Annotated in this window: 6 protein-coding genes; 5 read left to right on the top strand and 1 reads right to left on the bottom strand. The window is 73.7% G+C overall.

Features of this window, described 5'->3' with window-relative positions:
- Positions 1 to 4 precede the first annotated feature (4 nt).
- The 5 genes from C4U03_RS31005 (at position 5) to C4U03_RS30980 (ending at position 11,057) form a co-directional block, all read left to right on the top strand.
- Complete coding sequence (locus C4U03_RS31005) at positions 5 to 2,173, top strand: hypothetical protein (protein WP_103942888.1); 2,169 nt, start codon at positions 5 to 7, stop codon at positions 2,171 to 2,173.
- Positions 2,174 to 2,183: 10 nt separating this feature from the next.
- Positions 2,184 to 4,406 (top strand): hypothetical protein, encoded by a 2,223-nt coding sequence (locus C4U03_RS31000; protein WP_103942886.1) that lies wholly within the window; start codon positions 2,184 to 2,186, stop codon positions 4,404 to 4,406.
- A 15-nt stretch (positions 4,407 to 4,421) separates the two neighbouring features.
- A complete protein-coding gene (locus C4U03_RS30995) occupies positions 4,422 to 7,343 on the top strand; it encodes an OmpA family protein (protein WP_103942884.1) in 2,922 nt (973 codons plus the stop codon).
- Positions 7,340 to 8,278 (top strand): hypothetical protein, encoded by a 939-nt coding sequence (locus C4U03_RS30990; protein ID WP_103942881.1) that lies wholly within the window; start codon positions 7,340 to 7,342, stop codon positions 8,276 to 8,278. The genes C4U03_RS30995 and C4U03_RS30990 overlap by 4 nt, the downstream gene beginning before the upstream one ends.
- A 145-nt stretch (positions 8,279 to 8,423) precedes the next feature.
- Positions 8,424 to 11,057: a helix-turn-helix transcriptional regulator gene (locus C4U03_RS30980; protein WP_160147148.1), complete on the top strand. Its 2,634-nt coding sequence runs from the start codon at positions 8,424 to 8,426 to the stop codon at positions 11,055 to 11,057.
- A gap of 13 nt (positions 11,058 to 11,070) precedes the next feature.
- On the opposite strand, the gene C4U03_RS42660 is transcribed toward C4U03_RS30980, so the two are convergent.
- Positions 11,071 to 13,662: a CHAT domain-containing protein gene (locus C4U03_RS42660; RefSeq protein ID WP_200827588.1), complete on the bottom strand. Its 2,592-nt coding sequence runs from the start codon at positions 13,660 to 13,662 to the stop codon at positions 11,071 to 11,073.
- Positions 13,663 to 13,742: the final 80 nt, after the last annotated feature.

Raw genomic sequence — 13,742 nt, 5'->3', positions numbered from 1 at the left:
GACCATGCTGCGACTGGAAGGCGCCCTCGATCTTCCCGAGGCCGCGATCTGGGGCGACGACGCCTCCGACACCAAGTTCTACGTGCTGCCCAAAGTGCCGGTGCTGCGCCGTAACGGGGAGCGGGCGGCGTTCCAGTTCCTGAAGTACCGCACCCCCCAGCCGATGGAGAACGGGAAGCTGGGCGCGGGGCTGGTGTTCATGGACATCGCCCTGTCCCTGACCGCCCAGCAGCAGGACGCGGTGCGCCAGCAGCTCGCCCGGCTCGTCCAGACTCGCCGGGGCCCGGGCGCGGCCCCGGTCGACCCGGCGGCGCTGGAACTGGCCCGCCCGACGCTGGAGTCCGCCGCGGTGACGGTGGAGATCCTGGCCGACAGCCAGACCCTCGTCCAGCGGGTCAACCACGCGGGCAGGCCGTCGGGATTCGGCGACAACGTGGTGGCGGTGTCGGCGGAGCTGACCCAGCTCGGCGCCACGGTGTTCGAGGCCGCCATGCAGGGCCAGGGGCCGGGCGGGGTACGGGTGGTCTACGACCTGACCTTCCTGGCCAAACTGCCGCCGGTGTCGGCGGTCGGGACCTGGCGGGCGACCAAGTTCTACAGCTTCGTCCAGGAGGTCGACTTCGAGGAGAACTTCTACACCGAGGACGACTTCACCGAGAAGATCAGCGAGATCTTCCACAACTCCGAGTCCCGCGAGGTGACGATCGACTCCGGCCATCTGGACAGCGGCGACGAGCAGGACCGCAAGCTGCTCGACCTGATCACCGACACGGTCACCCGGCAACTGGACGAGGCGGTCAAACGCAACCTGCTGGAGGCGATCCCGCCGGAGAGCCGGGACTTCTCCAAGATCCGCGACGACGACTTCGAGAACATCCGCCGCGAGGTCATGGTCAACAAGTCCTCCGACGTCACCATCCGGTTCACCCAGAACATGGTGACCGCCGTCCCGGCGCTGCCCCAGGCCAACATCCCGTCGCTGACCAGCCAGGGCTTCACGTGGACGGAGTACGCCACCGAGATCGACACCGAGGACGCGTTCTTCCAGCAGTTCGTCCTGCCTGTCCAGGTCAATGCCGAGTTCGACAAGCTCCCGATCTTCAGCGTGGACGTGAGCATCGACTACGCGCCCGACCCGATCGAGACGTTCACCTTCCGCGACACCGACACCCTGCACAAGTTCACCAAGTTCCGCGACGGCCGGCCCAACAAGTACCGCTACCGCTACGTCGTCAACTACAAGGGCCACAGCCGCACCATGGACAGCGGCTGGAAGGACGGCGAGGGCGACGACCTGAAGATCAACATCGATGCGCTGGGCCTGTGGGCGGTCGATGTCGAGCTGGGCGACCTGGACTTCGAGCAGGTCGACCATGCCGTGCTCACCCTGGAGCACCCCACGGTGGCCCCCGGGGTGCCGTCTCCGCGGACGCTGCGGATCGACCAGGAGACCGTCCGGCACCCGGAGAACCTGCGGGTGCGCGAGGTGCTGCTCCAGCCCGCCCAGCCCTACGGCGGCTCGATCAGGTACGTCATGAAGGACGGCCGCGAGCTCGTCCGGGACCTGCACGACCTGACCGCGAACGTCTTTCCCGTCGACGACCCGTTCTCGGGGATCAAGCAGGTCCGGGTGGTGGGCCGGGGCGACTTCGCGCGGCGGATCGACTCGATCATCGTGGACTTCTCCTACGTGGACGAGGCCAACCGGTACCGCCAGACGCCGTCGGTGGCCCTCACCCAGGACGAGCGGTTCCGCGAGATCTCCTTCCCGGTCATCGACGAGAACGCCGGGACGTTCACCTACCAGGCGACCATCCTCTACCGCGACGGCCGCACCGCCGACAGCGGCGTCAGGCCGGTCGAGGGCCGGACGCTGCAGGTCGGGGAACAGGCCCAGACCCTCCAGGTGAGGATCATCCCGGATCTGGTGGACTGGGAGAGGGTCCGGCTGGTCACCTTCGAACTCCACCCGACCGGTGGTGCCGTCGACGAACGCGAGGCGTTCACCTTCCGCAGGGGCTCCGCCGAGGTGCTCTACGAGCTGGCGATCGGCGACGCCCGCAAGGAGTACACCTGGCAGGCGACGTACTTCATGGCCGACGGCTCCCGCAGTGATCTCGGCTCCGACGGTCCGGTGGACCGCGAGCAGATCGTCCTGCCGGAAGCCGGCTGAGGGACCGGCGATGCTGATCGAGGCCCCGCCGTACTACCTGATCGACGGCGTGACGATCATGCGGGACCACGCCGACCCGCTGCAGTTCTACTATCTGCCGCTGCGGCCGTCACTGGTGACCCGGCCCGAGGGCGGCCGTGAGGTCCCGCGGTTCTCCCTGCTCAAGTGGCACTTCGACGAGCGGGCCGGCGGGTTCGCCGACTTCGACGTGCACCTGGGGATGACGCCGCGGGCGCTGGCGGACGTGCGCGGCGAGCTGGCCCGGCTGGCCCGGCTGGAAGAGGAGCCGAGACTGGCCCCGCTGCCGGTGGTCGACGGCTCGGTGACGCTGATGCTGTTCGGCGAGCGCAGCGGGGACGCCGGGGGCGGCGGCTTCGTCCGGGCGATCCGGCACCCGGCCAGACCGGCTCTGTTCGGCGACAACGTCGCCGCGTTCTCCGTCGAGCTGGACGAGGTCGGGGTGTCGGTCCTGGACGCCGCGATGGACCTGGTGATCTCCCCCATCGGGGTGGTCTACAGCCTGGACTACCTGGCGCTGCGGCCGGCCTACCACGTGCGGCTCGGCATCGACTGGGACCGCACCCAGGAGATCATGGACAGTTCCTTCGGCCACGAGGGCCTGTTCACCTCCCTGCAGATCGAGGACGTCGTCGAGCGGCTGGTGGAACAGCGGGCGGTCGTGCTGGAGGTGGATACCACCGTCCCGGAGGATCCCGCCGACGAGACCACCGGCACCCTGCGGGCCCGCCGCGACGCCGCCGTGGCCCGGGTCCGCGACATGATCACCGACGCGTTCTTCGAGAGCTCGCTGGATCCGCTGCGCCGCGAGCCCGACGGCTGGGACCGGGCCCGCGAGGTGATCCGGTCGCTGTCCCCACAGCGCAGCACACCGTCGGGCGTCTTCACCTACAACAAGACCCACTACACCCGGGTGGACGCCAAACGGCTGGACGTGGACTTCAGCGAGCGGATCACCGTGCGCCGCACCATCTATCCGCAGGGCCACCTGGACGGCCTGTTCGGGGCGGTGAACGGGTTCGACCGGGGGCGGCACGTCAAGGTGATCGACGGCAACGACCTGTGGTTCAGGCGGCGCCGGGTGAAGGTCGTCTCCAACGCCGACTTCGAGGCCGACCCGATCCGCTCCATGACCGCCACGCTGACCTACCAGGGCGACATCCGCACCGTCCATCTCGACAAGGACCACCTCGAGGGCGAGGTCACCTGGCCGATCGCGGTGGCCGGCGGGCAGCCCGTCAAGCCGGTCGCGCTGAAGTTCAGCGTCGACCTCCAGCCGTCCCCGGACGGCGAGCGGCCGACCACTCTGCACTCCGGCACCGAGGAGGTGCTCGGTGAGATCAGCGCCCTCCAGCCGCGCGCCCTGTTCACCCGGGAGACCGTCCCCGTGCTGACGCTCCCCGGCTTCCCCTGGGAGCGCTACCCCGTGGTGGAGGTGGAACTGCGTTACGACGACCCCGGCCACCAGGTCCGCCAGCACGACATCGTCCGGCTGACCCAGCAGCAGCCCGACGGGACCTGGGAGCGCTTCGTGGTCGGCGCGCCCGTCGCGCCCGCCACCGCGCGGATCACCTACCGCGCCGTCGACCACCGCGACCACGTCACGGCACCGGCCCCGGTGCTGCGCCCGCAGGTGGACGTGTCAGACCCGTTCCCCATGCGGCTGAAGGTGGACGTGGTGCCCGCGCTGGACTGGAACATGGTGGAGCGGGCCTTCGTGGACCTGTTCTACGACGACCCGCCGAACGGCATCCACGTGGAGGACTCCGTCGAACTGGCGCAAGGGCAGCCGGTCCGGCCCTTCCTCGCCGACCGGGTCGACCCGTCGGTCAGCCTCGTGCGGTACCGGATCACCCTACTGATGCGGGACACCACCATCATCGAGGGCCCGCAGTCCAGCACGCTGGGACGCCGGATCATCGTCCAGACCCGGATACGCGGCCACCGCTCGGCGACGCTGCGGGCCCCGGCCGACTTCGCCGGGCCCGGCCTGGCTCGCGTCCGGGTGCAGGCCCGCGCCGCCGATCCGCTGGCCGGGCTGTCGTTCGCCGAGGACTTCGAGTTCACCGCGCCGGGCGCGAGCGGGGTCTTCGAGTTCGACTTCGCCGACCCGGCCGCCGACGCCTTCGAACTGCGGGTCCAGCGATTCTTCACCAACGGCCTCACCTCGGTGCGCGACTGGCGGCCCTTCGACGCCGACGTCGTCACCGTCTGAACGCGAGGAGGATCGATGCTGCAACTCGGCCCGGGCACGTTCGAGATCGACGGGGTGACCGTCTTCCGCGACCATGCCGACCCCGACCAGTTCTGGTACCTGGCCACCGAGGTGGCGCTGCGGCGGCGGCCGGACGGACGGGCCGCGTTCAGCATGATCAAGTACCGGCCGGAGGTCGCCGACGCGGGGGTGCCGGGCGGCGGGTTCCTGATGTTCGAGGCCGTGGTGGTGCTGCCCGCCGCGACCCGCAACAGGATCATGGCCCGGCTCGCCGGGTCGGCGGGGGCGCCCCGGCTGGCGCCCGCGCCGATCGAGAGCGGGTCGGTGCGCTGCCTGGCGCTGAACCTGGAGGGCGGCGGGGGCACCGTGGCCGCCGTTCCGCCGCCCGGAGCGTTCACCGCGGTGACCAGGATCCTAGGGGCCACCCGGCCGTCGCTGACCGGCGAGCAGACCGCCGCCTTCTCCCTCGTCCTGGACCAGGCCGGGGCGACCATCCTGGAACAGGCCTTCGACAACGGGCTCACCCCGGTCGGGGTGATCTACGACCTGGAGTACACCGGCCTCACCCCCGACCTGCACGTGGAGATCACCGCCGACATGGAGCGGGTCTACCGGCACTTCTCCGCCGGGCTGGAGGCGCAGATCTACTGGGTGCGCGCGGCGATCGACGTGGGCCTGGAAACGCTGGTGCAGAACGGGGCCATCCGGATCAAGGTCATCGACTTCACCGGGGAGGCCGACCAGCAGGCCAAGGAGAGGTGGGCGCTGGACTTCTTCAAGGAGGACCTGCTCGCCCAGTGGTTCGAGCCGTCACTGGACCTGGGCCGGCTCAAGGGGGAGCAGCAGCCCGAGGGACTCGACGCGGTGCTCGAACGGCTCAAGAGACTGCGCCCCCCGTCCACGGGCGGCGCGCCGAGCGGGGGAGCCCCGGGCGGAGGCCCGTCAGGAGGTCCTTCCGGCGGAGGCAGGACCCCCGCGCCGGCCGGTGGGACCGCCGGTCCGCTGCCCCCCGCGACGCTCACCGTCCAGGAGACGATCCCCTCCCCACCGCCCCCGGGGTTCGGGATCTCGCTGATGCCCGGCTCGACGGCGACCACGGAGACCCTCAGGGTGGAGCGTCCCGCCGGGGCGGTCGTCACCGTGGACGGCGAGCCCCGGCCGCTGGACGCCACCGGGCTGCTCACCGTGGACGTCCCGGCCGGGGGCGGCCGGGACGTCAGGGTCGAGTGGCCCGCGGTGACCCCGGTGAAGGAGACGTTCAGGCTGTTCTTCACCTTCCAGCAGCCGCGCGAGGAGGGCTTCTCCGCCGATCCCGGCAACCCGGTCTACACCTCCTACCTTCTCGGCTCACCACTGCCGCCCGACGACAGGTTCAGCCTGAGCACCGCACCGGGCCGCACCCCGCCGCCCTCCGGCGCCGCCGCCCTGCGGGACTGGCTGGACCGTCTGGCCGAGCCCAGGCAGGTCGCCCTGGAGGCGCACTGCAGCTTCGAGGGCACCGACACCCCCGGGATGGCGGCGCTCAACCAGCGCCTGTCGGAACGGCGCCTGGCCGTCGCACGCGGCATCATCGCCAACCGGGCCGTGATCACCTCGGCGGTCGCCCGGGGCTTCACCCGCTCCCGGCAGCGGGTGCTGGCCGGCCTGCCCGGCGACCTGGCCGATGACCGGGTGGTCGAGATCGCCGGGAACGTGGCCGGCGGCACCCCGCCGGTGACCCTCACCGCCCGCCTGGCCCGCGCGCCCCGCCCGACGACGCCCACCACGCCCACCACGCCCACGACTCCCACGACTCCCACGACGCCCACGACTCCCACGACGCCCACCACGCCGCGGGTGCCCTCGTCCCCGGGCGGCGACGGCGGGACCGCCGCGCTGCTCTCGTTCCGGCTCAGGTTCATCCGCCAGGAGGAGCGCAAGACGCTGACGTTCGTCTACGAACGCCGCAAGGCGGTCAGGCGGGCCTACTCGCCGCAGGGCTTCGTCGGCCTGCTGCTGGACGGGCTCGCCGACAAGCGCTCCTACTTCACCCGCGTCAGCCTCGCCGACCCGTTCTTCAGCAGGCTCGCGGTCGAGGTCGCGGCCCCGGCCGACTTCGCGGCCATCGGGCTGTTCGCCACCGACGTGGCGATCGACTACGGCGACCCGGCGGACGCGGCGGGACACGCTCACGCCGAGTTCCGGCTGACCGCCGCCGACCCGGGGCCCAAGGTCTTCACCACCTTCCTCAACCAGGACCGCGACCTGGGGTACACGGTCGCCGTACAGCACCACTTCCGGGCCGACTCCGGCTGGCAGGGGGAACGGCTCAGCTACGACATCGCGCCCCGGCCCAGCACCGACCGCACGCTGAAGGTCGACCCGCACGACGACCTGGGATTCCTCCAGGTGGAGATCTTCCCCGGCCGGATCGACGCCGGGATCGTGGACGCGATCGACGTGGAGATGCGCTATGACGACGGGGCGTCCTTCCAGCGGCGGGACGTGTTCCGGATACGCCCCGGCGACGGCTCCCGGTTCTGGCGGCTGCGGCTGACCCGGCCGGAACGGCGTTCCTGGACCGCGCACCTCACCCACCATCTCAGGAACGGCACCCGGCGCACCTCGCCCCCGATCGAGGGCGACGCCTCCTTCCTGCCCGTCCACGACCCGTTCGTGGACGCGCTCGACATCGTGGCCGTGCCGCTGTTCGCGCCGGGCCTGATCGACACCGCGTTCCTCGACGTCACCTACGACGACCCGGCGGCGGACTACCACCGCCGGGAGCGGCTGGAGATCCCCGGCCACGCCCCCGCCCGGACGCCGCTGCGGATCGCGTTGCTGGACGGGAGCCGGCGGACCTTCACCTACCGGGTCACCCTCGTCACCACGGACGGGCGGCTCGTCCAGCATCCCTCGGTGACCGGTGAGGAGACCCTGATCGGCATCGCGCCATGACCGCGGCGCACACGTCCACCGCCGGGCGGCGGGCCGTCGAACGCCTGGCCGCGGCCCTGACCGGCACCGCTGCGGGCACGATGCCCCCGCACCTGGACGCCGCGCTCGACCGCGTCGAGGCCGGCCCCTGGCCCGAGGTGGCCTGGACATGGAGCCGCCTCACCCCGTCCGGCTGCCCGGTCGAGCTGGCCACCGACCCGACCGGCGGCAGCCGGCTGTACTGGGCGGCGGAAGTCTGCGGCCCGCAAGCACCGGAGGCCGACCGGCTGCGGCGGACGGTGACGGTGCTCGCCGAGGCGGGCCAGGCCCCGGCGGCCGAGGTCGTCCGATCGCTGGCCGCGCTCCAGCACGGCGCCGACCTTCGGTTCGGTGCTTGGGTCGGAGGACGTGAGGACGTGCGCGGGGCCGCCCCGGCCCGCCTCAAGCTCTACGCGGAACTGGCCGGTCTACCCGAGGAACTGCTCGCGCGGCCCGTACTGGACGCCTGGAGGGCGCTGCCCGCAGGAACGGTGCCGCGCATGTTCGGGATCGAACCCGCGACGGGCAAGAGCGAGCTCTACGCCCGGCTGCCGATCACCGATCCACTCGACCTGATGCCGTTCCTGCACGCGGCGGGCCATCTGCGGGCGCTGAACGGGGTACGGGATCGGCTGCCCGGCGGACTGGACCGGCTGGCCGGCCGCCGGCTGGGCGTGAGCGTCGCATGGACGCCGGACACGGCCGACCTTGAGCTGTGCCTGTTCGTGACCGCCCGGACGCTGTTCCCGGGAGCTCCCGAGCTGCTCGGCCCGCTCGTCCCCCGCATGCCCGCTCTGGAGGGACGGCGGCTCGGCAGCGTCACGCTCCGGCTGGACCCCACCGGCCGCACCCTTTCCACGGCGCTGGCACTGTCACCCCGCACCAGCGGCCTTGGGCGCCGCACGGGGCCGAGGTAGCGCGGAACGGGCGCCGGCCCGCCGTCCGGCGGATCAGGGCGTCCGGTGAAGAGCCGGGCGGCCGATGTATCAGCGGAACAGACGCGGACTCTGGATAAGGGGACGGGGAACCCTTCGGCAGAGAGCGGAGAGTCCGATGGGCGGCATGGCGCAAGGGGACCGGACGGCTTGGCCGTTCACGGGACGGGAAGCGGAACTGGAGGCGGTCGCCCGGTTCCTGCGGGGCCGGCGCGGGCGGGGCGTGCTGGTGTCCGGTGAGGCCGGGACGGGCAGGACCCGGCTGGCCGCGCAGGCCGTGGCGGGGATCGCCGGGACCGTCTGGGTGACCGGGACCGGCGCCACCGCCACCCTTCCGTTCGGAGCCTTCGCCCATCTGCTGCCCGCCGGGCCCGCGGTCGCCGCCTCGGTGTCACCGCTGCGCCGGGCGGCCGAGGCGGTGTGCCTCCGGCGGCCCACGGTGCTCGTCGTGGACGACGCGCACCTGCTCGACTCCGCATCGGCCGCACTCGTCCACCACCTGGTGCGCAACAGCGGCACCAGGATGCTCCTCACCGTCCGCACCGGAACGGCGACGCCCGACGCGGTCGCCGTCCTGGGGAAGGACGGTCTGCTTCCCCGCATCGATCTGCGCCCCTTCGGCGAGCCGGAGGTCGCCCGTGTGCTGGCCGAGGCGCTGGACGGCCATGTGGAGGCCCTGACCGTCCGGCGGCTGGCCGAGGCGGTGCGGGGCGACCTGCTGCTGCTGCGCGAACTGGTGACGGCCGGGCTGGCGGGCGGCGCGTTGCTCCGGACCGACGAGGTGTGGCGGTGGCGGGGCGGTCTCCCGGTGACCGGTCGCGTCCGGGAACGGGTCGAGGCCGCCATCGGAGCCCTGGACGAGGAGGAGCGCCAGGCCCTGGAACTGGTCGCGTTCGGCGCGCCCCTGGCCGCCGAGCCGCTGCTCGAGCTGGCCGGGGCCGGGGCGGTCGAGCGGCTGGAGGCCCGGCACCTCATCACCTGTGAACGCGACACCGCCGGCGGCAGGGAACGTCTGCGGGTCAGGCCGGTGAACCCGCTGCACGGGCAGGCGATGCGCGACTCCTGCGGAAGGCTGCGGGCACGGCGGATCACACGCCGGCTGGCGGACGCGCTCCAGCCGAGCGGCGAGGAGACGCTGCGGGTGGCGGTATGGCGGCTGGACAACGGGGACCGGGTGGATCCCGCGGTGCTGGTCGAGGCGTGCCGGCTGGCCTGGGCCTCCTATGACACCGCACTGGCCGAACGGCTCGGCCGGGCCGCGCTGGCCGCCGACGGCGGGCCCTCGGCGATGCTGGCGCTCGGCACGGCGCTCAGCCTCACCGGGTGGCCACCGGAACTGGACGCCCTGCTCACCCGGCTGTCGGCGGCGCTCACCAGCGACCGGGAACAGGCCGAGTACGCCGTCTCGCGCGCCTACGCCGCCACGTTCGGGGCCGACGGCGCCGCGGGCCGGGCCCGCCGGATCCTGGCCGAGGCCGCCGAGCGGATCACCGCTCCGGCCTGGCGGCAGCACGTCCTCGGCGTCGCGGTGCTGCTGGAGGCGTATCACGGCACGGCCGCCGGCGAGCGGCTCGCCCGGATCCGCGCGCTGGCCCCGGCCGCGGACGTGGTCGCCGCACGCCTGGCCACCGCCGAGGCGCTCATGCTGGCACAGCGCGGCCAAGGGCGGCGCAGCCTCGCGGTGGCCGCCGAGACGCTGTCCGGCCGGACCGGCTGGCACCGGGAGGACCCGGCCCTGCCGCTGCCGCTGACCACCGCCCGGCTCATCGCCTGCCTGCACCGCGGCGACCTGGATCACGCCTGGGCCTGCGTGGCCACCGGAGAACGCCTGCTCGGGGAGAACGCCGCCTGGGACTGCGGACTGGCCTGCCTGTACGGGCACCGCGCCCAGATCTGCCGGCTGCGCGGCGAGGTCGAGGACGCGCTCCGCTGGAGCCGGGAGGGGGCGCTGCGGCTGCGCGGCGGTCCGGCCGCCTTCGCCGGGCTGTGCCTGGGTGAGCTGGCCCACGCGGCGGCGCTGACCGGCGACACCGCCACCGCGCGCTGGGCGCTGGCCCGTGCCCGGCGACAGTCGGTGCCCGCGTTCCGGGCCGTCGGTGAAGCCGCCGGAACGGCTCTGCCCTGGGTGCTGGCTGCCGCCGGCGACCTGCGCGGGGCGGTGCGGGCCGCGCTGGCCGCCGCCGCCCGGGCCGCCCGCCGCGGCCTGCCGGGCCAGGAACTGTTCGCCCTGCACGACGTGGTCAGGCTGGGCAGGGCCGAGCCGGTGGTCGAGCGGCTGGCCCGGCTGGCCGACCGGGTCGACGGGCCGCTGGCCCCGGCACTGGCCCGGCACGCGGCGGCACTGGCGGCCGGGGACCCGGCGGAGCTGGAGGCGGTGGCCAAGCAGTTCGGGCAGTTCGGGCTGCTGTTGCACGCGGCCGAGGCGCAGGCGCACGCCGCCACCGCCTACCGGCGGCTGGACGACCCGCGCCGGGCCCGCACGGCGGCGACCGAGGCGTGGGCACTGGCCGTGGACTGCCAGGGGGCCCGTACCCCGGCGCTGGCCGTGCTGGCGGCGCCCGCACTGACCGCGCGGCAGCGGGAGATCGCCTGGCTGGCCGCCGCCGGGCTGACCAATCGGCAGATCGCCGACCGGCTGACCATCTCGGTCCGCACCGCCGCCAACCACCTGTGCGCGGTGTACGGGCGGCTCGGTGTCAACGACCGTGAGGGCCTGGCCGCTCTGCTTGCCCGGCTGGACACCCGACCCCTCAACTGCTGACTCACGGGGCCGGCTAGCCCGCCCCCAACGCCACGAACGACAGGGCGGTCGCCTGGTGGACGGGATCGGCGGGCACCGCGGCGCGGGCCCGCAGCAACGCCCGCGCCAGGCCCTCCCCGGCGCGCAGCGCGTCGTGCAGCGCCAGCATCAGCGGTACGGTGGCCTCGTCGTTCACCGCGACCAGGCTGGCCACGACGCCCGCCGTACCGAGCGGCAGCAGCGCTGAGACCAGGCCGAGTAGTTCGTCCGCGCCGGCCGCCGCCATCCGCCCGGAGTCACAGCTCGACAGCACCAGCCGGTACGGCGCCCGGCGCAGCCGTTCGAAGTCGTACACGGTCAGCGGCCCGTCCTCCATCCGGAGGGAGGAGAACAACGGGCTGTCGGCACGGAATGCGCCATGGGCCGCGATGTGCGCGATACCGCACCCATCGACGGCCTCCAGGACGCGCGCGGCCGAGGCCGTCCCGCCTTGCAGGACCGTGGCGTCGCCGTACTGCTCCGCCAGCAGCGCGACCTCGCCGCCTCCCGTGTGCAGCCCTGGACCCCGTACCAGCACCACGCCGCCTTCCGCCGGGACGGCCGTTCGTGCCTTCAGCCACGCGCTCGCCGACGGGGCCACGTTCAGCTCCCGGTCCCGCAACGCCGGCAGCAGCGCCCACGGCACCCCGTGCAGGATGCCCGGCGGGACGACGACCACCGGCCCGTCCCCCAGCCGCCGGACGGCGGTGCCGAGCAGCTCGCACTGGAGCCTGGCCCCGGCGTCCGCCAGCGCCGTCAGATCGCCGTCGCCGCCCCCGAACGCCAGCCGCCCCAGCGCCGAGCGGGCGAATTCGACCTCGGCGGCGGCCCTCTCGGTCCGGCCCGCCGCGTACCGTCGCACCTGGCCCGCACCGCAGACCAGGATGTGCAGTGCGCCGTCCACGTCGACGATCTCGACCATCCGGGCGTCACCCAGCGCGTCCAGCAGGCTCCCGACATCGAAACGGCGCCCGTCTGTCCGGCTGGCACCCGGCGCATGCATCGTCCGGCTGCGGATGTCGCGCTCCAGCCGACGCTGCTCACGCTCCAGCGCGAGCGGCGCGGAGCCCTGCGCCCGGGCCCGCTCCAGCCTGCTGCTGACCTCCCGGAAGGCGGTCAGCCCGGCTTGCAGCCCCTGGTCGTCCACCGGGTGGACGGCCGGGACCGCCAGTGCGGTGGCCCGCCAGCGTTCGCTCCAGACCAGCAGTTCCCGGGGCCGTCCGGCCCGCAGCGCGGCGCGCTGGGCGAGGGCGGCCAGCTCGGCGCCCTGCGCGGTGGCCTGCGCCCGCAGCTCGGAGGCGCCGAGGCTGAGCCGGTGCTCCTCCAGCAGCGCCAGACCGTGACGGCATGCACCCAGCAGCCCGCGATGCCGCCCGGCCGCCTCGGCGCGCAACGCCTCGGCCAGCCATCCGCTGCTACGGGCCTGCGCGGGGCCGCCGCGCCGGGACCGGGCGGCGGTGGCCAGGTGGGCGTCCGCCTCGGCGGCCCGCCCCAGGGCGAGCGCAACCCTGCCGGCCAGCAGATGCGCCTGGGCCTCGTCGGCGGACCTCAGCTCGGCGAGCCGCCGCGCCGTGCCCACGGCCTGGTGGAGCAGCCGAGCGGAGGGCCCCTCGGCAGCCAGCCGTGCCTGAAGCAGAACGAGCCGGGCATGCGCGCTCCACCACCGGCGTCGCTGCGCGGAGAACAGCGCGGACGCCGTGCGGGCCCGGTCCACCGCGGCCTGCGGGTCGCCCGTCGCAAGGGCCGCCCGCGCCGCCATCAGCAGCAGCTCCGAGCGCCGGGTGGCCTGCCCGCGGATCCGCTCGAGCTGCCGGATTCCGAGGTCGGCCTCGGCCAGGGCGTCGGCGGGCAACCCGGCCGACAGCAGGACCGAGCACCGGTCGATGTTCAGCTCCGGCATCGGAACGCCCAGCTCCACATACCGGCGCCCCGCTTCGTCCAGCCGGGCCAGCGCGGCCGGCAGGTCGCCCAGCCGGAACGCGGTCAGCCCTCGGTTGTGCAGCGCGAAGACCGACTCCACCTCCTGGTCGGTGCCTCCGTAGAGCATCTCTGCGATCCGGAAGTCGGTGTCCGCCCGGTCGGGGGAGCCGAGCCCCAAATGCGCGACGCCCCGCGCGGTGTAGGCCCGCGCGCTCCACAACGTGTCGTCGGCGCGCCGCAGTGCGGGGATGACCCGGCGCAGGTCGGCGAGGGCGTCCTCATGGCGGCCCAGCACGTTGAACACGACCGCCCGCCGGAAGCGGACCCTGGCCGCCGCCTCCCCTCGCGACCGGGCGACCGCCCGGTCCAGCGCGGTCAGCCCCGGCCGTGTCCGGCCGGCGTGAACGAGCGCCACGCCCAAAGTGGCCAGCACGTCCGCTTCGCGGGCCGGATCACCGGCCCGCCGCGCCAGCCGTACGGCCGTGCGCAACTCCCGCAACGCCGCCGCGGTGTCCCCGAAGTCGCGCAGCACCACGCCCCTGGCCTGGTGGGCGATGGAGGCGGCCAGCGGCGACGGCGACTGCGCCAGCAGCGCCCGGGCGCGGACCATGGCCTCCCTGGGCCGGGAAAGGGCCAGCGGAAGCAACTGGAGGGGGTCGCCGGCCACGGCCCGATCGTAGAAGGCGGCGATCGGCGGGCGCACGAGGTATCAGGAATCCGCACTGGCGCTCTACATAAGGCGAACAT

Origin of the sequence: Thermomonospora echinospora, assembly GCF_900108175.1 — a bacterium.
Classification (GTDB): domain Bacteria; phylum Actinomycetota; class Actinomycetes; order Streptosporangiales; family Streptosporangiaceae; genus Thermomonospora; species Thermomonospora echinospora.
The sequence above is the reverse complement of the archived record's forward strand: the minus strand, read 5'-3'. Positions and strand labels throughout refer to the sequence as shown.